25 protein-coding genes, 7 tRNA genes and 2 pseudogenes are annotated in these 25500 nt (G+C 47.4%); 11 read left to right on the top strand and 23 right to left on the bottom strand.

Annotated elements, in window-relative coordinates; all coding sequences use genetic code 11:
• Nucleotides 1-42: 42 nt before the first annotated feature.
• A complete protein-coding gene (locus tag ACYVIC_RS05315; RefSeq protein ID WP_460857927.1) occupies nt 43-1002 on the bottom strand; it encodes an aldo/keto reductase in 960 nt (319 codons plus the stop codon).
• A 102-nt stretch (nt 1003-1104) separates the two neighbouring features.
• On the opposite strand from ACYVIC_RS05315, the gene ACYVIC_RS05310 reads away from it, so the two are divergent.
• On the top strand, nt 1105-1863 hold the full coding sequence (locus tag ACYVIC_RS05310) for a pseudouridine synthase (protein WP_460857926.1): 759 nt from the start codon (nt 1105-1107) through the stop codon (nt 1861-1863).
• A gap of 17 nt (nt 1864-1880) precedes the next feature.
• Nucleotides 1881-3338: an SLC13 family permease gene (locus ACYVIC_RS05305; RefSeq protein ID WP_460857925.1), complete on the top strand. Its 1458-nt coding sequence runs from the start codon at nt 1881-1883 to the stop codon at nt 3336-3338.
• A gap of 52 nt (nt 3339-3390) precedes the next feature.
• Here ACYVIC_RS05305 and ACYVIC_RS05300 read toward each other — a convergent pair.
• The 9 genes from ACYVIC_RS05300 to ACYVIC_RS05260 form a co-directional block, all read right to left on the bottom strand.
• Nucleotides 3391-3466: transfer RNA gene (locus tag ACYVIC_RS05300), tRNA-Gly, on the bottom strand.
• A gap of 30 nt (nt 3467-3496) precedes the next feature.
• Nucleotides 3497-3583 (bottom strand) — tRNA-Leu (locus ACYVIC_RS05295).
• A 40-nt stretch (nt 3584-3623) separates the two neighbouring features.
• Nucleotides 3624-3697 (bottom strand) — tRNA-Cys (locus ACYVIC_RS05290).
• 30 nt (nt 3698-3727) lie between these two features.
• Nucleotides 3728-3803 (bottom strand) — tRNA-Gly (locus ACYVIC_RS05285).
• A gap of 135 nt (nt 3804-3938) precedes the next feature.
• On the bottom strand, nt 3939-4493 hold the full coding sequence (pgsA, locus tag ACYVIC_RS05280; RefSeq protein WP_460857923.1) for a CDP-diacylglycerol--glycerol-3-phosphate 3-phosphatidyltransferase: 555 nt from the start codon (nt 4491-4493) through the stop codon (nt 3939-3941).
• A gap of 33 nt (nt 4494-4526) precedes the next feature.
• Nucleotides 4527-6344 (bottom strand): excinuclease ABC subunit UvrC, encoded by a 1818-nt coding sequence (gene uvrC, locus ACYVIC_RS05275; protein WP_460857922.1) that lies wholly within the window; start codon nt 6342-6344, stop codon nt 4527-4529.
• Entirely contained in the window at nt 6344-6988 is a 645-nt protein-coding gene (gene uvrY / locus ACYVIC_RS05270) for a UvrY/SirA/GacA family response regulator transcription factor (RefSeq protein ID WP_460857920.1), read from the bottom strand. The genes uvrC and uvrY overlap by 1 nt, the downstream gene beginning before the upstream one ends.
• 221 nt (nt 6989-7209) lie before the next feature.
• Nucleotides 7210-7300 (bottom strand) — tRNA-Ser (locus tag ACYVIC_RS05265).
• Nucleotides 7301-7482: 182 nt separating this feature from the next.
• A tRNA-Ser gene (locus ACYVIC_RS05260) sits at nt 7483-7573 on the bottom strand.
• Between the two features lie 164 nt (nt 7574-7737).
• Here ACYVIC_RS05260 and ACYVIC_RS05255 point away from each other — a divergent pair.
• From ACYVIC_RS05255 to ACYVIC_RS05235, 5 genes are all read left to right on the top strand, one after another.
• Nucleotides 7738-8406 (top strand): Bax inhibitor-1/YccA family protein, encoded by a 669-nt coding sequence (locus ACYVIC_RS05255; RefSeq protein ID WP_460857918.1) that lies wholly within the window; start codon nt 7738-7740, stop codon nt 8404-8406.
• Between the two features lie 97 nt (nt 8407-8503).
• Nucleotides 8504-8866, top strand: a complete 363-nt coding sequence (tusD, locus tag ACYVIC_RS05250) for a sulfurtransferase complex subunit TusD (RefSeq protein ID WP_460857916.1) — start codon at nt 8504-8506, stop codon at nt 8864-8866.
• Nucleotides 8866-9222, top strand: a complete 357-nt coding sequence (gene tusC / locus ACYVIC_RS05245; protein ID WP_460857914.1) for a sulfurtransferase complex subunit TusC — start codon at nt 8866-8868, stop codon at nt 9220-9222. Before tusD ends, tusC begins: the two co-directional genes overlap by 1 nt.
• Entirely contained in the window at nt 9222-9491 is a 270-nt protein-coding gene (locus ACYVIC_RS05240) for a DsrH/TusB family sulfur metabolism protein (protein ID WP_460857913.1), read from the top strand. Before tusC ends, ACYVIC_RS05240 begins: the two co-directional genes overlap by 1 nt.
• Nucleotides 9479-9823 (top strand): TusE/DsrC/DsvC family sulfur relay protein, encoded by a 345-nt coding sequence (locus ACYVIC_RS05235; protein ID WP_460857911.1) that lies wholly within the window; start codon nt 9479-9481, stop codon nt 9821-9823. The genes ACYVIC_RS05240 and ACYVIC_RS05235 overlap by 13 nt, the downstream gene beginning before the upstream one ends.
• Before the next feature lie 12 nt (nt 9824-9835).
• Here ACYVIC_RS05235 and ACYVIC_RS05230 read toward each other — a convergent pair whose 3' ends face one another.
• From ACYVIC_RS05230 to lrp, 8 genes and pseudogenes are all read right to left on the bottom strand, one after another.
• A complete protein-coding gene (locus ACYVIC_RS05230) occupies nt 9836-9982 on the bottom strand; it encodes a hypothetical protein (protein WP_460857910.1) in 147 nt (48 codons plus the stop codon).
• Nucleotides 9983-10048: 66 nt separating this feature from the next.
• Nucleotides 10049-11338 (bottom strand): serine--tRNA ligase, encoded by a 1290-nt coding sequence (gene serS, locus ACYVIC_RS05225; protein WP_460857908.1) that lies wholly within the window; start codon nt 11336-11338, stop codon nt 10049-10051.
• Nucleotides 11339-11343: 5 nt separating this feature from the next.
• Nucleotides 11344-11718: a fluoride efflux transporter CrcB gene (crcB, locus tag ACYVIC_RS05220; RefSeq protein WP_460857907.1), complete on the bottom strand. Its 375-nt coding sequence runs from the start codon at nt 11716-11718 to the stop codon at nt 11344-11346.
• The gene (locus ACYVIC_RS05215) at nt 11718-13070 is read right to left on the bottom strand and encodes a replication-associated recombination protein A (RefSeq protein ID WP_460857905.1); all 1353 of its coding nucleotides are present in this window, start codon (nt 13068-13070) and stop codon (nt 11718-11720) included. The genes crcB and ACYVIC_RS05215 overlap by 1 nt, the downstream gene beginning before the upstream one ends.
• 3 nt (nt 13071-13073) lie before the next feature.
• Complete coding sequence (lolA, locus tag ACYVIC_RS05210) at nt 13074-13685, bottom strand: outer membrane lipoprotein chaperone LolA (protein ID WP_460857903.1); 612 nt, start codon at nt 13683-13685, stop codon at nt 13074-13076.
• Nucleotides 13686-15272: pseudogene (locus tag ACYVIC_RS05205) on the bottom strand (DNA translocase FtsK); the annotation flags it as partial.
• A gap of 396 nt (nt 15273-15668) precedes the next feature.
• A pseudogene (locus ACYVIC_RS05200) lies at nt 15669-16073 on the bottom strand (DNA translocase FtsK 4TM domain-containing protein); the annotation flags it as partial.
• Nucleotides 16074-16264: 191 nt separating this feature from the next.
• Nucleotides 16265-16753 (bottom strand): leucine-responsive transcriptional regulator Lrp, encoded by a 489-nt coding sequence (gene lrp / locus ACYVIC_RS05195; protein ID WP_460857901.1) that lies wholly within the window; start codon nt 16751-16753, stop codon nt 16265-16267.
• A gap of 148 nt (nt 16754-16901) precedes the next feature.
• On the opposite strand from lrp, the gene ald reads away from it, so the two are divergent.
• Nucleotides 16902-18020, top strand: a complete 1119-nt coding sequence (gene ald / locus ACYVIC_RS05190) for an alanine dehydrogenase (RefSeq protein ID WP_460857899.1) — start codon at nt 16902-16904, stop codon at nt 18018-18020.
• Nucleotides 18021-18330: 310 nt separating this feature from the next.
• Complete coding sequence (gene cspE, locus ACYVIC_RS05185; RefSeq protein ID WP_027670166.1) at nt 18331-18540, top strand: transcription antiterminator/RNA stability regulator CspE; 210 nt, start codon at nt 18331-18333, stop codon at nt 18538-18540.
• A 107-nt stretch (nt 18541-18647) separates the two neighbouring features.
• Here the strand turns inward: cspE and ACYVIC_RS05180 are convergent, their stop codons facing one another.
• Genes ACYVIC_RS05180 through ACYVIC_RS05170 form a run of 3 tightly spaced genes read right to left on the bottom strand, consistent with a single transcriptional unit; the run spans nt 18648 to nt 20870 of the window.
• Nucleotides 18648-18893 (bottom strand): DUF2960 domain-containing protein, encoded by a 246-nt coding sequence (locus tag ACYVIC_RS05180; protein ID WP_460857896.1) that lies wholly within the window; start codon nt 18891-18893, stop codon nt 18648-18650.
• Nucleotides 18877-19752: an EamA/DMT transporter family protein gene (locus ACYVIC_RS05175; protein WP_460857894.1), complete on the bottom strand. Its 876-nt coding sequence runs from the start codon at nt 19750-19752 to the stop codon at nt 18877-18879. The genes ACYVIC_RS05180 and ACYVIC_RS05175 overlap by 17 nt, the downstream gene beginning before the upstream one ends.
• The gene (locus tag ACYVIC_RS05170; RefSeq protein ID WP_460857892.1) at nt 19749-20870 is read right to left on the bottom strand and encodes a 1-acyl-sn-glycerol-3-phosphate acyltransferase; all 1122 of its coding nucleotides are present in this window, start codon (nt 20868-20870) and stop codon (nt 19749-19751) included. Before ACYVIC_RS05170 ends, ACYVIC_RS05175 begins: the two co-directional genes overlap by 4 nt.
• A 183-nt stretch (nt 20871-21053) precedes the next feature.
• Here ACYVIC_RS05170 and ACYVIC_RS05165 point away from each other — a divergent pair, with 183 nt between their 5' ends.
• Nucleotides 21054-22556: a leucyl aminopeptidase gene (locus ACYVIC_RS05165; protein WP_460857890.1), complete on the top strand. Its 1503-nt coding sequence runs from the start codon at nt 21054-21056 to the stop codon at nt 22554-22556.
• Nucleotides 22557-22590: 34 nt separating this feature from the next.
• Here the strand turns inward: ACYVIC_RS05165 and ACYVIC_RS05160 are convergent, their stop codons facing one another.
• Nucleotides 22591-23463: an EamA family transporter gene (locus tag ACYVIC_RS05160; RefSeq protein ID WP_460857888.1), complete on the bottom strand. Its 873-nt coding sequence runs from the start codon at nt 23461-23463 to the stop codon at nt 22591-22593.
• A 187-nt stretch (nt 23464-23650) separates the two neighbouring features.
• Here ACYVIC_RS05160 and ACYVIC_RS05155 point away from each other — a divergent pair.
• Nucleotides 23651-23727: transfer RNA gene (locus tag ACYVIC_RS05155), tRNA-Pro, on the top strand.
• Nucleotides 23728-23793: 66 nt separating this feature from the next.
• On the opposite strand, the gene ACYVIC_RS05150 is transcribed toward ACYVIC_RS05155, so the two are convergent.
• A complete protein-coding gene (locus ACYVIC_RS05150; protein ID WP_460857886.1) occupies nt 23794-25497 on the bottom strand; it encodes a methyl-accepting chemotaxis protein in 1704 nt (567 codons plus the stop codon).
• Nucleotides 25498-25500 lie beyond the last annotated feature (3 nt).

The raw sequence follows: 25500 nt of genomic DNA, 5'->3' as shown, positions 1-25500 counted from the left end.
GTAACAACACTCTGAGACAGACCTGGCAAGCCAGGTCTGTTTTTATGGCAAAACTGCTGCCCGGCTGCTGATATACAACTGATACCAGTGCTCCCGGCTTAGCGTAATATCACAGGCCTCAGTACAGGCAGCAATGCGTGCCGGTTGTATGGTACCTATTACTGGCTGTATCACCGCTGGATGACGCATCAGCCAGGCCAACACTATGGCCTCAGCGCTACAGTTGTAGTGTTCTGACAAATCAGCAACTAGCTGTGCGGTTGCAGCTTGCTGCGCATTTTGCTGCGGCGCACCACTAAATACCCCTTTGGCTAAACTGCCCCAACTTTGTACTTGCACACCATGCTGCTGACAATACTCCACAGTACCGTAACCAAAATGGCGCTGGCCTCCCTCAGGCATACCGACTAACACGCTCTCTTCCAGCCAGTTAATATCGGCCAGGCTCATTTGTAACTGATTCGCAAGCAGCGGCTTGGCTAATGCAGATTGCAGCAGCTGCATTTGCGCCCAGCCCATGTTAGATACGCCAAAATGACGCACCTTACCCTGCGCATTTAATTGCTCAAACGCCTCAGCGACATGTTCTGGTTGCATCAGGGGATCTGGCCGGTGTAACAGCAACAAATCAATGTAATCAGTGTTTAAACGCCGTAAACTTTGCTCTACCGAGGCAATAATGTATCCCGGCGAGAAATCATAGCGGCCTGGTGCGTGTTCATCAGCAAAACGGATCGCACACTTAGTTTGGATAAACATCTGCGAACGCTTGGCAGGCGCCTTTGCCAAATATTGGCCAAATACCTGTTCAGCCTTACCGCAGGTATAAATATCAGCATGGTCAAACAGATTAATACCATTGTCCATAGCCGCATCTATTGCGTCAGATGCCTGACGCAGTTGTTCCGCACTTACCGGACTGTTATCCCAACCACCACCTAATCCCATGCACCCCAGCGCCAGACGACTGACACCGGGCAAATGTTTATCTAACGCTAACATAACTGTCTCTGGCTTATTTAACACGCCGACAGTGTAGCGAAAAAAGCCCTCAGGCCCTACACTAGCAGCAACTAAAAAACTGCTAAGAAATACTGTTAAACTATGTCTGAAGAATTAGTGTACCGATTAAATAAATTTATCAGCGATACCGGCTTTTGCTCACGACGTGAAGCGGACAAATTTATTGAGAATGGTCAGGTAACGGTTAATGGCGCCGTAGCGCCGGTAGGCTTAAAAGTCAGTGCAGCGGATCAGGTGTTAATTGACGGCAAACCGTTAAAAGCTAAACCCAAACGGGTTTACATGGCTTACCATAAACCCGTTGGTATTACCTGCACTACCGAACGCCACATCCAAGGCAATATCATCGATGCTATTCGCTATTCTGAGCGTATTTTTCCAATTGGCCGGCTGGATAAACCTTCAGAAGGTCTTATTTTTCTGACTAACGATGGTGATATCGTTAATAAGATCCTGCGTGCTGGCAACGCCCATGAAAAAGAATACGTGGTAACGGTAAATAAACCCATTACCGAGCGTTTTATTCGTCAGATGAGCACAGGGGTGCCTATTCTCGATACCATAACCCTGCCCTGCAACGTAACGCAAAAATCAAAACAAAGCTTTAGCATTATTCTAACCCAGGGCCTTAACCGCCAGATCCGCCGGATGTGCGAGTATCTGGGCTATGAAGTGCAAACGCTTAAACGAACCCGCATTATGCATATCCGTGTCGCCGGGTTAAAACCTGGCCAATGGCGTCTGCTGGATGACATTGAAATTCGTATGCTAGAAGCCCAATTATTGACCTCCAGCAAAACGTCAGATCAAGGTGCTGCAGATAATAGCTTTGATGACTAACCGCACAAGAGCACATTATGTCCTGGTTAACTAAACTTGGCGCTGCCGCAAGACAATATTATTTAAGCTTACTGGCAGGCCCGCTACTATTCTTACTGACATTAGTCACTGAGCCTGCTTTCAGCGGTATGTCTGACAGTGCCTGGATAATCAGCGGCCTTACTGCCTGGATGGCACTATGGTGGATAACTGAGCCGGTGCCAATTCCTGTTACCGCACTGCTACCTATTGTTATAGTGCCTCTGCTGGGCCTGGATACCATTAGCAATGTTACCGCGCCCTACGCCCATCCGCTGATTTTTTTGTTTCTCGGTGGTTTTATTTTATCCATCGCCATGGAGCGTTGGGATCTGCATAAACGCATTGCCTTACTAACTATGCTGTTGGTGGGTAACAAACCCAGCCAGCAAATTGCCGGTATTATGCTGGTTACCGCTTTTTTATCGATGTGGATGTCTAACACTGCCACCGCTGTTATGATGTTGCCGATTGGCTTATCAATTATCGCCATGCAACAAGAGCAAGGTGTCAGTAACGATAACTTTGGCAAAGCAATTTTGTTGTCAATTGCTTATGCCGCCAGTATCGGTGGTGTTGCTACGCTAATAGGTACTCCGCCAAATGCCTTATTAGCAGCATATCTGGAGCGTAGTTATCAGTTGCAGCTCAGTTTCAGTGACTGGATGCTGTTCGGCGTGCCTCTGTCAGTAAGTTTATTATTGGTGTGCTGGTTTTGGCTGACACAGGTCCATTTCAGACTCGACAAAATCGCCACAATCGACAGCCGCACTATGTATCGTAAAAAGCTCAACGCACTAGGCGCTATGCATAATGCTGAAAAGCTGGTGTTGGCAATATTTATGTCCGCGGCATTTTGCTGGGTTTTTCGCGACCCGCTAAGTCAGCTTAGCGGTATCAAGCTGGACGATACCCTGATAGCTGTATTTGCAGCAGCCTTACTGTTTGTGCTTCCGGTATCATTGAAAACCGGCCAGCGTATTTTACAGTGGGAAGATTGCCAAAAGCTGCCATGGGGTGTGCTATTGCTATTCGGTGGTGGCTTAACATTAGCCAGCCAGATAGATAACTCCGGTTTATCCGCCTATATTGCCGGTCAAATTGGCCAGCTTGGCAGTATAAATTTGCTATTGTTAATTTTGCTGGTAACCACGGTGATTATTTTCCTTACTGAGATCACCAGCAACACTGCCACTGCAGCAGCATTTTTGCCTCTACTGGGCCCGGTGGCGGTGTCGTTGGATACCTCTGCCGCCATGTTGGTGATACCAGCGGCCGTCGCAGCCAGTTGTGCCTTTATGATGCCGGTAGCTACCCCGCCCAACGCCATCGTATTTGCTTCTGGTAAACTGAAGATTATCGATATGGTAAAGGCGGGCTTGGTAATGAATATTGCGGCAATTATATTTATCACCTTGGCAGTAGTGACCTTAGCGCAATATATCTTTGATTTTTAACGGTAGCGTAGAAACGCAAAAGCGCAGCCAATTGGCTGCGCTTTTGCGTATTTGGAGCGAGTAACGAGGTTCGAACTCGTGACCTCGACCTTGGCAAGGTCGCGCTCTACCAGCTGAGCTATACTCGCAAAAATCTGGTAATTACTCTTACAGAGTAATGGTGCCCGGGGCCGGACTTGAACCGGCACGCCCTTTCGAGCGAGGGATTTTAAATCCCTTGTGTCTACCGATTTCACCACCCGGGCAGACAACTTTTCTATTTTAACTTACCAAAACACTGTGTTATGGAGGCGGGTCCCGGAGTCGAACCGAGGTGGACGGATTTGCAATCCGCTGCATGGCCACTCTGCCAACCCGCCAATCAAACAATTTCCACTCTTAAGAAGAGTTGGAGCGAGTAACGAGGTTCGAACTCGTGACCTCGACCTTGGCAAGGTCGCGCTCTACCAGCTGAGCTATACTCGCAACGTTTGTAGCCATGTGCCTTAACACGTGACGCATTCTACTGTTTTAATTGTGCCAGTCAATAATAAATTTTGCTTTTATGACTGACTGATTAAAATTTGACTGAGTTGCGCTAAATAGCAACAAAAACAGCAATTAATCTATCAAATCACGCCAGGCAGCTTTTAAATAACTGTACATAGACCAGATGGTTAATACTGTCGCCAGATACAACAAAACCATACCAGCCGGTGTAAACCAACTGACCAGCCAATGCTCAGGCTGCCAAATGAGGCCAATCAGCGCCAACATTTGTGCAATGGTTTTATATTTGCCAAGGTTAGACACCGCTACATTGGCACGTTTACCCAGTTCAGCCATCCATTCCCGCAATGCTGAAATGACAATCTCCCGGCTAATCATTATTATGGCCGGAATAGTTATCCACAGCGAAGCACTGTCGGCAGCAATCAATACCAGCGCCACTGCTACCATAACCTTATCAGCTACCGGATCAAGGAAAGCACCAAAAGGTGTAGATTGCTCCAGTTTACGCGCCAGATAGCCGTCCAATGCATCGGTAATGGCCGCCAGCCAAAATACGAAAGCGGCCCAAAAGCGGGCATTATCTAAACCCGAATAAAAACACAAAATAAATACCGGAATAAGAAATAACCGGAACAGGGTAAGCAGGTTGGGAATATTCCACATCTTATTGTTCTCAACAGCGACAATGCCGTTATGCTACTTGTTATGACAGGCATGGTAAATGTTTTCTGCCTGCGCCTTTGAAATTCCTGGCACTGACGCCAGTTCAACTACCGATGCTTGCATCACACCTTGCAAGCCACCAAGATATTGCAACAAAGCCTGCCGACGTTTTTCTCCAATACCTTTTACCTGCTCTAACGGGCTTTTCACCAGTGCTTTACCACGTTTATTTCTATGGCCGGTAATAGCAAACCGATGCGCTTCATCACGGATCTGTTGAATTAAGTGTAAGGCTGGTGCATCTTCAGGCAAGTTAATACTATGACCACGTTGCGCCAAAATTAACGTTTCAAGCCCCGGTTTGCGGCTGGTGCCTTTAGCAACGCCTACCAGCAGCGGCATTTTCTCATGCGGCCAATTGGCAAATTGCGCTATAGCAATATTCAGTTGCCCCTGGCCACCATCAATAAAAATAATATCCGGAATTTTTTCAGTATCTTGCAACTTGCCATAACGCTTTTGTAGCGCAAACTGCATGGCGGCATAGTCATCGCCTCCGGTTATTCCGGTAACATTATAACGCCGGTATTGTGCTTTATTTGGCCCTGTGCCATCAAACACCACACAGGATGCTATTGTCGCCTGCCCCATGGTATGGCTAATATCAAAACACTCCATCCGCCCGATAGCGTCATCTAGTTGTAACAGTTGTTGTAGTTGCTGATAGCGCAGTGCCATTTTTTGCGACAAAGATTGTTTATTGTCACACGCTAGCTGCGCATTTTTTTGTGCCAGACTGAGGTATTGCGCCTTTTCGCCGCGTTGCGCGTAGGTAAGACGTACTTTGCGCCCGGCAACCTCACTGATAGCCGTTGCCACTATATCTATTTCAACAAGAGGTTGCGCAATCACTATTTCGCGTGGCAATTGTTGGGCACCGTAGCCGTCGAGATAAAACTGTAATAAAAAAGCAGTGAGGATTTCCGGTTCTGCGGTATCAGCAGGCACTTTGGGAAAGTATGCCTTGCTGCCCATCACTTTTTGCTGACGTACAAACAGCACATGCACCGCTGCTACACCGTGTGAATAAACAAAACCGATTACATCCATTTCATCATGTTCACCGCTGACACTTTGTTGCTCCTGTACTTTACGCAGCGCCAAAATTTTATCGCGATACTGGGCGGCCAGCTCAAACTGCTGTTGTTCACTGGCTTGTGTCATAGCTTGCACTAAATCATCTATAACCTGCTGGTTTTTACCGCGTAAAAACAACGCAGCCATCCGCACCAACTGTTGATAATCATCATCGGAGATTTTGCCAACACAGGGCGCGGAACACAGTTTTAACTGATACTGCAGGCAAGGCCGGGTTCTGGCACGATAAAAGCCGTCTTCACATTGGCGTATAGGGAAGATTTTTTGCAGCGTTTTTAAACTGTGCCAAACCGCACCAGCATTAGGATAAGGACCAAAATACTGCCCCGCCTTACTGCGGGGCCCTCGATGCGAACCAATCCTGGGGTGTTTATGTTCAGTCAGCAAAATATAGGGGTAAGACTTATCATCGCGCAACAACACGTTGTAGCGCGGCATAAACTGTTTTATCAGGTTATTTTCCAGGATCAGCGCTTCAGTCTCGCTGTGGGTTAGCGTGTATTCGACATTTGCAATCTGACTAACCAGCGAGCGGGTTTTAATGCTGTCAAGCTGAGAACGGAAATAACTGCTTAAGCGGGCGCGCAGATCTTTGGCTTTGCCAACATAAATGACCTGCCCCGCACTGCTTAACATACGATAAACGCCGGGCTGACGAGGTACAGCCTGTAAAAATGTTTTTGCGTCAAACATCAGGCTTTGGCGATGTCGATCATACCGTGGCGTAACGCAAGATGTGTAAGTTCAACATCACCACTAATTGCCAACTTTTCAAACATCCTGTAGCGATAAGAATTAACTGTTTTTGCGCTAACATTCAGCTGTTCAGCAATATCATTCACCTTTTGGCCTTGCGTAATCATCAGCATAATTTGCAGCTCACGATCAGATAAATCATCAAACGGATTTTGGCTGTTATTATTGACCTTACTCATGGCCATTTTCTGTGCTACTTCATCTGAAATATGCCTGGCACCGGAATACACTTTACGAATAGCGGCAACCATTTCTTTGGGTGGCGAATTTTTAGATATAAAACCAGCAGCACCCAATTGCATGACTTTAGTGGGTACCGGCTCTTCACAGGATACAGATAGTGCCAAAACCTTCGTGTCGGGACAGTAATGTAAAATACGCTTCGTGGCCGTCATACCACCCATGCCTGGCATATTCATGTCCATCAACACCACATCAGGTTCATGCTGACGACAAAATTGCAATGCTTCCTCTCCAGAGCCAGCCTCGCCTATCACCTTGATACCGCGCTCATCCATTAGTATGCGACTGATCCCAGTACGTACAAGCTCATGGTCATCAACTAACAGGACGTTAATCAATTTAGCCTCTCCGAATCACTGGTTATTAGTATAATTATTGATGTCTAGCATAGCCGAGGGCGGCCAGTATTGCTAACCCAATTACCTAGAAAATCGCTGTTTTGAACAGTTGGTGCTTAGTGTGCCAGAAAGGTTAATGATTTGAAATCAATAAGCTGAAAAATCTACTGAATCAGTATAGTAATAATATCTCAGCGAGGTATTTCTGAATTGCAATGAGATGGCGGAGGGAGAGAGATTCGAACTCTCGGTGGGCTATTAACCCACGCCGGTTTTCAAGACCGGTGCATTAAACCGCTCTGCCATCCCTCCGCGATATGGGGCGCATATTAAGAACTGACTAAGCTGTTGTAAAGGCCTTTTTTGCAATTTTACGCTGTTTGCTTAGTAAATCGGCAATAAGCTGTATATCCGGCTAATTAATCAGCATAAAAGTGCATTTATGGCAGACAAATAGCTATAAAACAAAAAAACCACCTTAACGGTGGTTTTAGTGGCGGAGGGAGAGAGATTCGAACTCTCGGTGGGCTATTAACCCACGCCGGTTTTCAAGACCGGTGCATTAAACCGCTCTGCCATCCCTCCGGCGACGCGTATATTAATCACTAACACCGGTAAAAGAAAGTGTTAAATTCAAAAAAATGTCTAAGTGCTACAAAATTTCGCTGCTAACACTGGCTCAGTGGGAACTTAGTCAGTATGATACAGTCAGATGAGCTATTAAACCTTTGTATCAGGAGGACATTACTATGTCATACAGAGACACAACCACCCTCGACACCGCCGGTCGCAGTGTTGAAATAAACAAAGTATTACGCAATACCTATTTTCTGCTAGCAATGACACTAACGCTAAGCGCCATTTCAGCTGCATTAGCAATGGCGATGAACATGTCGCCAATGGTATCACTTGGCTGTTTTGTCGCTGGTTTTATTATGTTGTTTGTAGTTAATAAAAAGGCTGACTCTGCCAGTGGCATTTTCTGGGTCTTTGCTTTTACCGGTTTAATGGGCGCATCACTTGGCCCAATGTTAAATTACTATGCGGGTTTAGCTAACGGCCCAGCCATGATCATGCAAGCGCTAGGTGGTACAGCGTTGATTTTTTTCAGTTTATCAGCCTATGCATTAACCACTCGTAAAGACTTCTCCTTCATGGGTGGTTTTTTGATGGTTGGTCTGATAGTGGTGTTGGTTGCGGCACTGGCCAATATTTTTCTGGCAATACCGGCACTAAGCCTGGCAATATCTGCAGCCATCATTCTTATTATGTCAGCACTGATCCTGTTTGATACCAGCCGTATAATCAACGGCGGAGAAACAAATTATATTCGCGCTACAGTCGGCCTGTACCTGAATATCTTTAACATCTTCGTTAATTTGCTGCAGCTGTTAGGTGTATTTAGTAGCGATGACTAAGCAACCCGCTTTGCGAAGCTGACACAATCCGATAAAATGCCCCGCCAGTCGGGGCTTTTTATTGCCGGATAGATCAACCAATACTAGTGGAATACCGATGAAAACCTTTGCATTGCTGCTAACCTCACCGGGTTTTGCCAGCCAAAGCCTTAGCAGTGCGCTGCAATTTGCCCGCGCAGTGCTGCTAACAGGCCATAGCATTGATCACATTTTTTTATATCATGATGCAGTGCTACAAGCGGCAGCGAATATAGATTTGCCTGCTGATGAGCCCGATTTAAGCGCCGAGCTGGCAGACTTTTGCCAAAAACAGCAGATACCGTTACTATTTTGTATCACTGCGGCTGAAAAGCGTGGTGTCGTATCTGCTAAAATGCCGGCCCGTAGCGGCTATACCGGAGCAGGCTTAGCTGAATTTGCTATGCGCCAGAGCAAAATTGATAGACTGGTGCAGTTTTAATGCGCAATATACTCCTTATTCAGCGTCATGCGCCTTTTAACAGCAGCCACGGTCGTGAAGCATTGGACATGCTTTTGGCCCTGGCAGCAGTAGAACACAAAGTGAGCGTGCTATTTAGGGCTGATGCGGTATATCAGTTACTGCCAACAGTAGACCAGCCTGAGCTTAAATTAAAAGCGTATCCGCGTAGCTTTAAACTGTTTAGCTTGTACGATATCGAGCAGGTGTATGTATGCCAAACCTCATTGTTGCAAAGAAATATTCAGCCAATACAGCTTAATATTGCCGTAAAACTGCTGGACGCCCAACAAATACAGCATCTGATAAGCCAACAACAGCAGGTGATTTGCAGCTGATGAAATTAATTACCCTGATCCAGCCTACTCTTTCCCTGGCTGACCTGACGACTATTTGCTGGCCAGAGGACGGTATTTTACTGCGTCAGGATGCCGTATGGCTAAGTATACGCCAGGATATTAACTGGCCTGTGCAACATGTCTATGCATTGCAAAGCGATATGCTACTGCGAGGCCTGCCCGAGCAGCAGCACATTAAAATAATCGATGACGCAACCTGGGTTGCATTAACCATTAAAGCCCAACAGGTGTTGCTGTGGCAGAACTAAATACCTTAATCGTGAACGGACAAACACTAATGTTGGATAAACATGGTTATCTGGCACACTTAAATGACTGGAACGAACAGGTTGCTGAGGCTTTTGCTATTTTGGAAAATATCACGCTCAGCGCCGCACATTGGGAGGTCGTGCATTTTGTCAGACAGTTTTATCTGGAGTTTAATACCTCACCCGCTATTAGATTACTGGTTAAGGCCATGGCACAGCAGTTAGGTGCAGACAAAGGTAACAGTAAATATCTGTTTTTGTTATTTCCGCAAGGCCCCGCTAAGCAGGCTACGCGCATTGCCGGATTGCCAAAGCCTGCAAAGTGTCTCTAACTAAGCAACACGTCAAAAAGTGTCACGTAAAATGGCAACAATAGGCTCTAATGTAACGATGACAAATATGACAATAATACCAAAGATAACTGCCAGAAAAATACCACGCATTAGCACAGCGTTAGGCTTCTCAGCGCTTTTTCGACCTTTTTTTGCCATGCGCATTTCCTTGCTTTACGCCATCCCGCAATACAACGGAATGGCGCAAAATTGTTGCTGTTTAACTCAGTTAAGCAGTTCAACACCACCCATGTAACTGTGAAGCGCTTGTGGTACCAACACACTGCCATCGGCTTGCTGATAATTCTCCAAAATCGCTACAAGGGTGCGACCCACTGCCAACCCTGAACCATTAAGCGTATGAAGCAACTCTGGTTTTTTCATATCTGGACTGCGATAACGCGCTTGCATCCGACGCGCCTGAAACTCGCCCATATTGGAGCAAGACGAAATTTCACGGTAGGTATTTTGCGCTGGCAGCCAAACTTCAAGATCGTAGGTTTTGCATGAGCCAAAGCCCATATCGCCGGTGCATAGCAACATAACACGATACGGTAAATCGAGTAATTGCAGCACCTTTTCAGCGTGGCCTGTCAACTGCTCTAACGCCTGCATTGCGTGCTGAGGTTGTACCAACTGCACCAGCTCAACTTTATCAAACTGATGCTGACGAATTAAGCCACGAGTATCGCGACCGTAAGAGCCCGCTTCGCTTCTGAAACACGGCGTATGTGCGGTATAGCGCTGCGGTAGCTCACTGACATCAAAAATAGTGTCACGCGCCAGATTAGTCACAGGTACTTCAGCGGTTGGAATAAGAGCCAGGCCCTGGCCCTCTTCTGTTGCAGGCTGGGTGTGAAACAAGTCGGCACCAAACTTGGGTAACTGACCCGTACCGTACAAGCTGGTATGATTTACCAGATAAGGCACATACAGTTCAGTGTAACCATGTTCAGTGGTATGCAGGTCAAGCATAAATTGTGTTAAGGCACGGTGCAACCGGGCAATTTTGCCACGCATGACGACAAAACGTGAACCGGTAAGCTTAACTGCACTTTCAAAATCCAGGCCGTTATCTATCGCCTCGCCCAAAGCTACATGATCTTTTACATCAAAATCAAACTGACGAGGGCTGCCAACCCGACGTACTTCAACATTTTCTGTTTCATCTTTACCTTCTGGTACAGATACATCGGGTAAGTTAGGTATCGTCAGTGCAATCTGCTCAACTTCGGCCAGCACAGTATCAAGTTGTTGCTTAGCCGCATCCAAAGCTGCACCTAAACCGTCTACCTCAGCTAAAAGCGGAGCGATATCTTCGCCACGACCTTTTGCCTGCCCAATCGCTTTGGACTTGGTATTGCGCAGATTTTGCAGCTCCTGCGTATCAACCTGCAGCTTGCGGCGCAGCTCTTCAAGTTCTGTTAACCGTGCCACATCCAGCACAAAGCCGCGCTTTGCAAGGCGAGCAGCAGTTTCAGTTAATTCGTTACGTAAAAATTTTGCATCTAACATAGTAATTACTTCATTGAACCCAGTTTAAGCCCTAACCAGGCAAGCGTTAAACATAACAGCACATTTAAAAACACATTAATCAGCGCCTTTAATACAGCCCCTTGCTGCAATAACAACACCGTATCCAACGAAAACGTGGAGAAGGTGGTAAAAGCGCCAATCAGACCTATTGCCACCAGCGCACGCCAGGGCGTAGCAGAGAGCGCACCGGTACTGAGCAGCGCATATAAAAAACCTAAAATAAAAGAGCCGAGAATATTAACCAGCAAAGTACCAAAAGGGAATGATTTACCGAAAACATTCAGCGCAGCCTCGTTACAGGCATAACGCAAACAGGCACCAACGGCGCCGCCCAATCCGATAGCAAGATAGGTTAACACTATTCGTCTCGCTTTTGCGGGCTTTGCGCATCCAGTGCGCGTAAATATTGTAGCTTTTCAGCCAACTGTTTCTCCATGCCGCGCTCTACCGGTTGATAAAAGCGTAACCCTGCCAGCTCTGCCGGTAAGTAGCGTTCTCCGGCTGCATAGGCACCTGGCTCATCATGCGCGTAGCGGTAGCCCTTACCAAAGCCAAGTTGTTGCATAAGTGCGGTTGGCGCATTACGTAAATGCAGCGGCACTTCATAATCCGGATGCTCTGTTACCAACTGCTTCAATTGATTAAACGCGCTGTAAACTGCGTTGCTTTTTGGTGCCAGGGCTAAATAAACCGCGGCTTGTGCAATAGCACGTTCGCCTTCCGCTGGCCCGACCCGTTCAAAGGTATCCCAGGCATTCAATGCCAGCGTTAATGCGCGTGGGTCAGCATTGCCGATGTCCTCACTGGCAATCGCCAATAGACGCCTGGCTACATATAGCGGGTCACCACCACCGGCCAGAATACGACAATACCAATACAGGGCCGCATCAGGATCTGAGCCCCGCACAGATTTATGAAATGCCGAAATTAAATCGAAAAACATATCGCCCTGATTATCAAAGCCAGGTAACTGCTTGGGCACCAGGTGTTTTAGGGTGGTGAAACTGATTTGTTTGATAGTACCGTCATCGGTAATTTCAGGTTCGGTTAGCTCAGCCGCTTGCTCTAATAAATTGAGTAACTTACGAGCATCACCTGCTGCCAATTGTAACAACAACTGCTGCGCCTGTGCCGTCAGTGTTATGGCGTCATTACCAAGTCCACGCTCTTTATCGTTAAGCGCACTGGTCAGTACTTGTTGCAAGTCAGCGTCACTTAGCGGTTTGAGCACGCAAACCCGAGCCCGGGATAAAATAGCATTATTAAGTGCAAAAGACGGATTTTCAGTGGTGGCACCTATAAAGGTAATGGTGCCATCTTCAATATAGGGTAAAAAGGCGTCCTGTTGGCTTTTGTTAAACCGATGCACTTCATCAACAAATAGCAGGGTGCGCTGCTGATACTGTTGTGCCCGCTGCTGAGCCGCGCTTATCGCCTCACGAATATCTTTTATACCCGAGGTTACCGCCGATAATTTAATAATAGCGGCATCGGCGTGACTGGCGATAACCTCTGCCAATGTGGTTTTACCGGTGCCCGGTGGCCCCCATAGGATAAGTGAGAAAACTTTGCCAGCGCTAATCGCTTTATGCAGCGCAGTACCAGGGGCAATAAGATGTTGCTGTCCGGCATATTCACTTAGTGTGCGAGGGCGCATTCTCGCCGCTAAAGGGCGAAAATCTTCAGCAAAATCTAAATCCAGTGTATTCACAGTCTAACGCTGCCGTTGATCATCAATATCGGTGCCCGCCGGCGGTTCAAACGAAAACAAACTATCCTCCAGTGCAATATTCAATTGCACCGTAGTAAAGTTAAACTCGCTGCGCTGGGTGTTAATATCGACCACTTGCATGTTCGCCAGCGCGTCACCAGAAAACCGTAAAATCAGCTGTTTAACCATACTGTCTGGATCTTTAGCGCTTATTACAAACTGCTCGGCATCACGGGTTACATTATACTGCGCCCAAAGCTCTGCTTTGGTTGAGGTTAACAACACAAAAGGCGTACGGTTCACTTCAGCTGCGGCGTCATATATCGTTAATTGTTCCAGAATTTCATTGTAAAACCACAACGTTTGGCCATCGCCAATAAACACGTTTGGCTCTGGCTCTGTGGTTTCGAATCTAAATAACGCTGGCTGCTTAATTAACAACTGGCCTTTGCCTTGCTGCAGGACTTGCTGTCCGGCATCAAAAACCTGCTGCTCAAAACTGGCAGAAAAGGTTTTAATGGTTGCCAGTTTACGCTGCAGCAATTGCGCTGCATCTTGTGCCTGTGCCAAAAGCGGCAGGCATAGTAGGGCTGATACTAGCCATTTTACTGCCATTTAATATCCTTTTGCCGGACCGCCCGGCACTATTACTTCACGATTGCCATTGTGGCCAGGACCACTGACGATACCACCTTGTTCCATTTGCTCGACTAAGCGCGCTGCACGGTTGTACCCGATACGAAATTTACGCTGCACCCCAGACACTGAAGCCCGGCGTGATTCAATAACAAAGGCTACGGCCTGGTCATATAATGGATCGGCTTCACCATCGTCGCCTTCGAGTGTTTCACCAGGCAACAAGTTTTCTTCTGTTGTTTCACCGCTTAGAATTTCCGCCACATAATTGGGTTTGCCGCGTTTTTTCCAATCCGCCACGACTGCGTGTACTTCATGGTCGTCAACAAAAGCGCCGTGCACCCGTGTTGGTACACCCGAGCCCGGCGGCAGATACAACATATCGCCCTGCCCTAACAAACTTTCTGCACCTTGTTGGTCAAGAATAGTACGGGAGTCAATTTTTGATGAGACCTGAAAGGCAATCCGGGTTGGAATATTGGCTTTAATAAGACCGGTAATCACATCAACCGAGGGGCGCTGTGTCGCCAAAATTAAATGAATACCGGCTGCCCGTGCTTTTTGTGCTATCCGCGCGATCAGTTCTTCCACTTTTTTGCCCACGATCATCATCATGTCAGCAAATTCGTCGATTACTACGACAATAGCGGGTAATCTCTGCAATAATGGTGCTTCAGTACGCATATCATCCGACGGACGCCATAACGGGTCTTTAATGGGCAAACCTTCGGCTATGGCATCGTTAATTTTCGCATTGTAACCTTTCAGGTTACGCACCCCCAGCGCCGACATCAGTTTGTAACGACGCTCCATTTCACCTACACACCAACGCAGACCGTTGGCCGCATCTTTCATATCAGTAACAACTTCAGTTAACAAATGAGGAATGCCCTCATAGATAGACAGCTCAAGCATTTTCGGGTCGATCATTAAAAAGCGCACGTCATCAGGTGTCGATTTATACAGTAAGCTACATATCATCACGTTAACGCCAACAGACTTACCTGAGCCGGTAGTACCAGCAACAAGTAAATGTGGCATTTTCGCCAGATCAGCTACCACCGATTTTCCGGCAATATCTTTACCCAGCACCATCGTCAGCGGCGATTTAGAGTTATCGAAAACCTCATCGCCAATCACTTCAGATAGCCGCACTATTTCACGGTGTTTATTTGGTAGCTCCAGTCCAATAAAAGACTTGCCCGGTATCACTTCAACTACGCGCACACTGATAGCTGACAGCGAGCGGGCCAAATCTTTGGCCAGGCCGGTAATTTTACTCACCTTAACGCCAGGCGCTAAATCCAGCTCAAATCGGGTAACCACCGGCCCCGGATGCACCCCAACTACTTGCGCTTCAACATTAAAATCGAGCAATTTGGCTTCTACCAGACGTGACACGCGCTCTAAGTCTGCCGGGTCAATCGGGTTAACAGCTTTATCGGGGCGGTCCAGCAGCGCCAACGATGGTAACTCTTCGAGCAGATGTGATACCTCCAGACCGTCATCCTCATCGTCGGTCACAGCAGTTAATATTGCTTCTTGCTCAGTCTCTGGCGGTAATTCAAGTTGCTGCAATGTTTCAGCCCAGCGTTGATCATTGTCAGGCTCGTCGACAGCGCTAAACGATAACTGCTCGTCTGCCAACGTATCCACTGCATAATAGGCTTTTGCCTGCGTTTTAACATCAAGCGGTTTAATCGGCAGCGGCTCAACACGGCTGGCAGAAACAAACGGCTCAGCTAGCGCTGTTTTTTCGACTGCTGGTGTTTTTGTCAGCGCTTTAACCGGCTCATCAGCCAATTGCTGCTCTGCTGAGAATGGATCGTAATCATCAGCTTGACGCTGCTTAATTCGGGCAGGAATACTGGCAATAAAATACGCAGCGTTAAAGCATGCTGCGCCAAGCGCATCTGCCACTGAGAACCAGGATATACCGGTCATAAAGGTTAAGCCGGTGGCAAAACCAATGAGCAATACCAAAATAGTGCCGACAAAATTAAAGTATGGCAGCAATGTATTGCTAACCACATCCCCTACTACACCACCGGACGAAAAATAAAAAATGTCATTAAAATTAATGCTGCTGATCGCCGTAGCCGATAGCAACGTTAGCATCAACCCTATCAGGCGCAGGCCTAAAATCAGATAGTCTAATTGCATCAAATCGTGAAAACGCTTAAATAATAAAAATCCGCTAAATGCGACTAAAAAAGGCACCAGATATGCTATCCAACCAAAACTGAACAACAACAGATCCGCAAGCCAGGCACCAATTGGCCCAGTATAATTGCGAATATCGGTCTGATAACCAGTCTGCGACCAACTAGGATCGGCCGGGTCAAATGACAGTAATGCAAGTAACAAAAACAAGCCAAAGCCAGAAAAAATAATCAGTCCAACTTCCAGCAAACGCTGAATGCCGTTCAATGGAAAATACTCTCTGTTTTGCAAATGGAGCCCCTAATTTTTATCGTCGTTCTTCTGTGAGCGCGTTGCTGCTTAAGATACCAGACAGACTGTAAAAGTGCATCCGTGAAGCGGCGCTGAACCAGTATTTAACTATTAACTGCGACAAAAGTGGTTTGTTTTACTTCTTCCATCACCACATAGGTGCGGCTCTCCCGCACGCTGGGTAATCTGAGCAGCGTTTCGCCCAACAGTTCACGGTATGCCGCCATATTGGCTACCCGGGTTTTTAACAGGAAATCAAAACTACCCGATACCAGATGACACTCCTGAATTTCTGTCAGTTTTTGTACCGCCTTACTAAACTCATCAAAGTCTTCAGGTGAGGTTTTACTCAGCGTAATTTCGACAAACACCAGCAAAGCGGCACCTACCTTGTGTGGGTCGACCTGAGCGGTGTAACCCAGAATAACGCCTTCAGCTTCGAGCTTACGTACGCGCTCTAAGCACGGCGTTGGACTAAGCCCTACTCTGCGCGCCAACTCAACATTGGCTAAACGCCCGTCACGCTGTAATTCAGTGAGTATTTTACGATCTATACGATCTAACTTCTTGATACTTTTACTTAAAGAGTACATTGCAGTTAAATAATTCGCTTTTTAATTTTAAACAGAATTTTGCACTACACTAACGCCTCAAAACAAGCATTAATTCCTTAAAATTAGCAGTATACTTCGCATAAATTTTACCTAAGCCAACATTTACCTCAAAATAAGGCAAAAAAACATGATTATTGGCGTACCAAAAGAAATCAAAAACCATGAATACCGTGTCGGTATGACACCAGCCAGCGTACGTGAGCTGGTAAACCATAAACACAGTGTATTGGTAGAAACCAATGCCGGTATGGGCATTGGCTTTACCGATGAAGATTACACCGCTGCCGGCGCTACAGTGTTGCCAACAGCGGCAGACGTTTTCGCTAAAGCAGAGATGATTGTTAAAGTAAAAGAGCCACAAGCGGTTGAACGCGCCATGCTGCGTGAAGGCCAAATTCTGTTTACTTACCTGCACCTGGCACCGGATCTACCGCAAACCGAAGATTTAATTAAATCTAAAGCTATCTGTATTGCTTATGAAACTGTTACCGACAACCGCGGCGGTTTACCGCTGTTAGCGCCAATGTCAGAAGTCGCTGGCCGCATGTCAATTCAGGCCGGTGCCCGTGCTCTGGAAAAGTCCTGTGGCGGTCGTGGTATGCTGTTAGGCGGTGTACCTGGTGTAGCACCGGCCAAAGTAGTCGTAATTGGTGGCGGAATGGTAGGTACCAACGCAGCACAAATGGCGCTGGGTTTAGGTGCTGATGTGACAGTGCTGGATCGTAGTGTAGATGTGTTACGCCGTATTAACGCTCAGTTCAATGGCGCAGTTAAAGCCATTTACTCTACTGCCGATGCGTTAGAGCAAGAAGTGCTGGCAGCCGATCTGGTTATTGGTGGCGTATTGGTTCCAGGTGCAGCCGCGCCTAAGCTGGTGACTAAAGAGCACATTAAACGCATGAAACCAGGCTCAGCAATTGTTGACGTTGCTATTGACCAGGGTGGCTGTGTTGAAACATCTAAAGCAACCACCCACGCTGAGCCGACCTATATTGTTGATGATGTAGTGCACTACTGCGTCGCGAACATGCCAGGTGCTGTGCCTCGCACATCCACCTTTGCACTGAACAACGCCACCTTACCGTTCATCCTGCGTTTAGCCAATAAAGGCTACAAACAAGCCTTGCTGGACGACAAGCATTTGCTGAACGGCTTAAACGTGATCAATGGTCAGGTGACCAATGAAAGTGTGGCCGAAGCATTAGGTTTTGCTTTCGTCGCACCTGAAGTAGCATTAAATGCTTAATGTTCAATAAATAAACAACTGCTTTTAAAGGCCGCTTTTGCGGCCTTTTTTATTTTTTACGCTTTTTTATTGCCTGACAACGGTTTATTTGTAATTTGCTATATACATTACGCTCAAACCTGTTATAGTTCATTCCGGCCTGTAAAGCAGACCTATGTAACAAAATGTTTATGAAAACTTCGCTACACAGCTTCATTGTAAGTCATGTCCTGAAGATTCACGCACGTTTGGCCGCATAAGTAAGGTAACAGTCAGGCTAAAAGCGCAATTAAGCGTCAATTAGTTCTATTAAAATTTTTAGGAGTCATTCATGGCTAAAGTAACTGGTGTAGTTAAGTGGTTCAACGCTGATAAAGGTTTCGGTTTCATTACTCAGGATAACGGCGGCGCTGACGCATTCGTTCACTTCCGTGCTATCCAAACTGAAGGTTACAAAACCTTAAACGAAGGCCAACGCGTAGCTTTCGAAATCGAACAAGGCCAAAAAGGCCCACAAGCTGCTAACGTTACAGTTCTGTAATCTAAGCACTTGCTAAAAAAAGGACACTGCGGTGTCCTTTTTTATTGCCTTTAATTTACCACCCTACCTGAATAAATTAAGCGCCCGGTTACAAACACCATATCTAGCTACTGCTCTTCTCTGACGAATGCGATATCGGCAAAACCCATACGGGCAAACTCTTGCTGCCGGTAATTTTTCACCGCTGCGCCACGCTTAGCGGTCATTGCCACTTGCTGCTCCATCGCCAGAAAGCGAGTTAAGTCTATGCCTTCGGCTGCAGCAACAGCTTCATACATATCACGGTGCTTGTCATAGCTAAAGTTAATTACTTTACGCTGTTTATTAAAGGTATAACTAACTTGTCTGGCCATTTGCCACTCCGGGTTTAACTGAGTTGCGCACAGGCTTACACAACATACAGGATAAGATTAACAGTATTGAACCTATGCATAAGCTCAACAAGTTCTCATTGCGGTTCCACAATACAATATTTACCAATAAACCTGCCGGGATCAGCATATTGTTCATTACAGCCAACAAGCCACTGCTAACCAAGGTAGCGCCTTTATTCCAATAATAATAACCGCCACCGGATGCCACCAGCCCCAACCACAGCAATATGCTCCATTGCGTAGCGCTCTGCGGATACTGCGCATCACCTAGCAATAACCAGGCTGGTAACACCACTATTACCGCGCCAAGGTAAAACCAACCAAATAGGTGATGCTGCGATAAAGCAGAAGGTTGTTGTGCCAATAGTAGCTTATAACCTACCTGGCCTAGCGCAAAACATAAATTTGCTCCCTGCACTACCGCAAAGCCCAACCAGTAATCTTGTGTCAGCCCCTGATAACGCATAATGGCAGCAGCGGCAACGGCTAACAACGCCGCCAGTAAAAAGCGAAAGCGGAAGCGGCGCTGCAATGCGTCGTACAACAGGGTAATATAAACCGGCGTAAAAATGGTAAAAACCAGCACTTCTGGCACCGTAAGCAACAAGAACGACTGATAATAAAACAAATACATCAGCCCCAGTTGCACCGCACCCAACGCCAGTAACTTTAGCGCCAGCGCAAGCGGTATCCATCGCATAAAAGGTAAAAACACCAGCAGGGCCAACAGCACGCGCAGCAACACGGCGAAGTAGGCATCTACCTGACCGGCTAAATACACCCCAATCAGGCTAAACGAAAACGCCCATAACAGCGTTACCGTAATTAAATAGCTCAACTATGCACTCCGCCGGTATGCTGTTTTAACAGCGGTGCGGCATACAACTGACTTAACATAGGTTGAGCTGCAGCAGGCAAAGCCTGTAACCGTTGTTGCCACTGTTCTGCTACCGCTTCATCAATAGCCAAATGTTGTTGACCGGCAGCTAAATAATTTACCGGAAACAAACGATAGCCTTGCCAAATTTGCTGATCTATTAATGCGGCCAATTGCTCAGGCTCTGCCGGCACATCGCTGAGCGGAGTACAAAAAGCTACGTGCACCCGCCCCTTAAAGCCCACTATGCCTTTAATAATACTGTCGATATCCTCAAACTCGCCTTTTTGATAACTGCCGGCAGTTTGTTTTTGCCACAATTCGTTTATCTTATCTATATCGCACGGGTCATACTCATAAGATAAACACACCGGCACGATATTTAACCCAGCCATATAGGCGGCAAAATCTTCGCCGCGCTTTTTGCCTTCCATATAAAACATCTTCAAAATAGCCGGGTCGGTTTCATCATTACCATCTTTAGCTCGGCCTTCTTTTTGCGCAATCCATACCGATTGTTGTTGTTCCAGTGAATGCTTAATATAAGACGACAACTGCGAGAAATTTTTTAGCATTTCACGCGGCCCTTTGGCGCCACGTTTCACAATAAAGCTTTTATTTAGCTTCATCAGCTCTGTGGCACAGGCCTTGCGCAGTAAATTATCACCAATAGCAATGCGTACAGTATCAAAACCATGATGATGTAAACACCAGTTCACCAATGCAGGATCCATGGCGATGTCGCGATGATTGGACACAAACAGATAAGCTTTACCAGGCCTTAGTTGTTCCAGTCCTGACACTGTTACCTTGTTAGTGGTATTTTCTATCATTCGGTCCATAAACACTGCAACCTGCCGCTGCACAGCTTGCACGCTGGTCAGTTTGGCCCAGCGCCGTTTTAGTGCAAATTGCACCACAGGAGACAGTAACCAACCAAAGGGACCCGATAAATGCGGAAAACGGTAGTGCAAAATTGCCTTGATAAAATCTTTATCAGCAACTAGTCGGGCTATAGCGCTTACGACCTCACTATCGTTGTACGGACGGATATCGGCATATAGGTCTTTATCTGACACAAAAATCACTACGTTAACTCTTAAGAAGGCACCATTTTACTGAGTTAGCAAAAATTCACCAGTGGCAAGCTGTATTTGTTTCGCCATCATTCCGACATCGCCAGCCATCACCTTATCGCATTGCAGTTGCATCATCTTGCTTTGCTACGGACAATACAGAAAAATTATACAAGGACTTTTTGTATGCGCGTGTTAATCACTGTATCTCTGTTGCTGTTAAGCACAATAGCCTCAGCCAGCCCCTTTGAGATCCGTTTTACAGAACAAACAACACCTGATGCCGACACCCTGGTATTACTGGCAGGAACAAATACCCAACTACAGGATGAACAACTCAGACAGTTGGCGCAAAGCGAAAGCTTTAATGCGACTACCGGGCAAAGTTTGCAATGGCTATCACCGCCAGTGCCGTATCAGGGCTATAAACGGCTTTTAATATTGGGCGTTGGAAATGCAACCGAACATAACACCCACAGCGCGGCGGCACTAGGTGCTGAGCTAGCAAAGCAATTAGGTAGCTCCGCAGCACAGCAGGTAATAGTGGATGCCAGCCAGATCAACAGCAGCCTGGCTGATACTGAATTAGCCGCACAGCTGGCGTTTGGGGCAAGGTTAAGCGCTTATCGCTTTGATCAGTATAAAAGTAAAGCTGCGCCGTTAAAGCAGCAGCAACTGACATTTATCGTAGCCAATGCCAAAGAAGCACAGCGGCGCCATGAGCAACTCACTGCAATTGCCAACGGTGTCACGCTGGCACGAGACCTGACCAATGAACCTGCTATGGGACTAGCTCCGGCCACCTTTGCTGAAAAAGCTACCGCACTGAAAAAACTCGGCGTGAAAATTACGGTGCTTGATGAAAAAGCATTGCAAAAAAACAATATGGGCGCCATTTTAGCCGTAGGGCGCGGCAGCGCGCGGCCACCGCGTCTGGTGATCGCACATTGGCAAGGTAGCCAACAAGCGCCTTTAGCTATAGTGGGTAAAGGTATCACCTTTGATACCGGCGGCTATAACTTAAAAACTCAAGCTGACTCTATCCTTCGCATGACCAGCGATATGGCAGGTGCGGCGGCGGCGCTGGGTACAATACATGCCCTGGCAGAGCAAAAAGCCCCGGTAAATGTGCTGGCCGTATTAGCGCTGGCAGAGAATATGATCTCCGACCGTGCTTATCTGCCAGGCGATGTGGTAAACAGCGCTGCCGGATTAAGTGTGGAAGTAATTAACACCGACGCCGAAGGGCGACTGGTTGTCGCTGACGCCCTGTGGTATGCCGAAAAACATTATCAGCCGCGGGCTATGGTAAATATCGCCACTCTCACCGGCGCCAAAGTTACAGCCCTCGGCAGTTACTATGCCGGCCTGTTTAGTAAAGACGACAGCCTGGTGATGCAATTACAACAAGCCGGCAAGCAGGTAAATGAGCAACTATGGCGCTTACCGCTAACAGACGACATGCTGCCTGAGCTAAAAAGCCGCATTGCCGACTTGCGAAATACCGGGCGCAGCGCAGGCGCGTCCACCGCAGCCCTGTTTTTGCAGCAATTTGTTGGCAAGACACCGTGGGCACATATCGATATAGCCGGCAATGCACTGGCTAACAGCAGTAAAGGTATTAACCCGGAAGGTGCCACTGGCTTCGGCGTACAACTGCTAACCGAATGGGCTCTGACACAGCCATAACAAACTGACTTAGGCTTGAGGCAGTTGTCCTGCCTCAAGCCCACATTACGGCTATAGCAGCCAGCACTATTAGCGCCAGGCCCCAATGATCGGCTTTTTGCAGCTTTTCTTTAAATACAAAAGCTGAGATCAGTAACATAAACAGCACTTCAACCTGGCCAAGGGTTTTTACCAATGCTACCGATTCCAGGCTCATAGCGGTAAACCAACCCACCGAGCCAATACAACTGCAAACACTAACCAATAAGGTAAGCTTTGGCCGCTGCCACAGTGCTGTTAACGTCGGTTTATCTTTCAGGCTTAACCACAGCAGCAGAATAACGGTTTGCAGCAATATAACCAGCAGCAATACCCAGGCCGCGCCATGCGGAAATGGCAAGCCCAGCACCAGGCTGGCCTGGCGCACCCATAAGGATGTCATTGCAAACGCCAAGCCGCTACCGAGGCCCAGCAACATTACCGGCAACGATAACTGGCGTAAGCTGGCACCACTGAGTAAAAATACCGCACAGCCACCTAAGGCCACACCTAGCCAGCCCAGCGCGGTTAAAGATTCGCTGAAAAACACCACGCCTAGCACCGCAGCCAGCACAGCCTCGCTTTTAGCCAGCCCGGCTCCGATAGCATAGTTACGTAGCTTAAACAGCTTTACCATCAGCGCAGTAGCCAGAATTTGTGCCAGCGCAGCCGCAACAATAAAACCGGCCAAACGACCGTTAAAAGCCGGTAGCGCCACCGGTTGCCACTGATACAAAGCCCACAAATATACTGCCGCCAGCGGTGATGCCCAGATAAAACGCGCCAGCGTTACCCCGGCCACGCCAACATCTTTGCTTAATTGTTTTTGAAACGCATTGCGCCAGGCTTGCATAAACGCAGCCAGCAAGGTAAAGGGGATCCACAGCACAGCTATACACCAAAAGACGTAAAGATGGCTATGCTAGCAAGGAAGCAATACATTTAATAGCCGAGTCATTTAATAGCCTGCTATAACGCCGATAACACATAACCGCAGAACAGACTGGCGAAAATAGCGACAGTCAACCATTACAGCATTGCTTTCTGGCGGGGAATCATTATGATACGCCCTACGTCGGTACGTAGCGCAGCTTGGTAGCGCACTTCGCTGGGGGTGAAGGGGTCGGAGGTTCGAATCCTCTCGTACCGACCATTAATTCCTCAAAACAAAGCCCCGCTTTTGCGGGGCTTTGTTGTTTCTGTGCTTATCTATTTTGGTTTAGAGTTTAAAACCACTCAGTGACTTTTTCATGTCACTGGCCATTTGCCGTAATTGCTGGCTAGCGACCGACAGTTCAGTTGATTTCACCGTGGTACTTTCCACGGCGTTGGCGATGTTTTCCATATTCTCGTTTATGGTGCCGGACACCACCGCCAGCTCTTCGGTGGCGCTGGCTAATTGATCGTTTACGTCAGTAATGCTGGATACTGCAGTATTGATGCGTTTTAGCGCTTCATTCGCCTGCTGCGAACAGGCAATAGTTTGCTCAGTCTCTGTTTTGCTTTGCGCCATCGATTCTACTGCGTTAGCAGAGTCTTGCTGAATACCTTCGATACGTTTGTTGATATCTTGGGTAGAAGCCTGAGAGCGGCTGGCAAGAGTGCGCACCTCATCTGCAACCACGGCAAAGCCGCGGCCCATTTCGCCTGCGCGTGCTGCTTCAATCGCGGCATTAAGCGCCAGCAAGTTGGTTTGCTCGGCAATAGCGCCGATAACATCTGTTACCGCGCCAACTTCTTCGCCGCGTTTTGATAATTGGGCTATAACCTCAGACACCTGGTCTAGTTTTAACTTAAGCGCATCAATAGCGGTTATCGTTTGTTGTACTGAGGTTACGCCATTTTGTGTTTCAGTATCGGCGTCGCGGGCAGCTTTTGCAGCAGTGGTCGCACTGCGTGCCATATCTTCACAGGTGGCGGTCATTTCATTTACGGCAGTGGCTACCTGAGCCGTTTGGTCCATCACACTTTGCAAAATATGCTTCGTTTGTTGACTGGTTTCATCCAGTGCTTCAGATTGCCCTGCCAGCTGCTCAGCCATTGAGGATTGCTGACTGATAATACTGCGCAGTTGGCTGATAAGGCCGCTTAGTGCTGCCAACAAACTGTCATTGTCACCGGGTTTTAGCGCAAAATTTACTGAAAAATCACCGCCGGCAACTTGTTGCACCAATGCTTTAGTGCTGGCAACTTCACCGCCTAAGGCCCGCAGCAACCAACGGCGGATAAACAAAGATACCCCCACCGTCAGCAAGATAATAATCACCACGACCAGGCCAACCTTTACAGCTACCGCCCAAAAGGCCGCTTTTACATCGTCAATATAAATACCAGAGCCTAATACCCAGTCCCACTTAGCGTCTTTGGCCACATAAGACAACTTAGTGTAGCGCTGTTCTGACATCCCTCCGCTTTTTAACGGTTTGGGCCATTGGTATTCGACAAAACCATTGCCGTAACGACCTATGACATCGACAAAGCTAACAAACAAGTTAGCATTGTCCAGCACTTGTCGTTGGCTGCCGTCGCGGTTGCGCATTAAGGTGGCATGGTGAAATCTTTCTTGATCCAATATGGTGTTATCGAGTGTTGGCGCCGTGGGGTGCATAATCATGGTCGGAATGGGCCGGCCCGTGTCATTGATCCAGATATATTCGGTGCCGTCATAGCGGATCGCTTTAATGGCCGCCATCGCTTGCTGCTGTGCCTGAGCAGTGCTTAGTGCACCGCTTTGCTCCAGCGCCTGGTAATGTTTTAAGATACTAAGGCCGCTGTCGATAACTGCTACTACGCGGTTTTCACGGCCTTCAGTCAAGCTCTGGTTAAGTGCGCTCAACGCTACAGCCGCCAACACAATAAAACCCAGCAATGCCAATATAGGTATGCTGAGTAAACGCCCGCCTAATGTATTCCAGAATGCCATTTT

The organism is Rheinheimera gaetbuli (assembly GCF_054781935.1).
The sequence above is the reverse complement of the archived record's forward strand: the minus strand, read 5'-3'. Positions and strand labels throughout refer to the sequence as shown.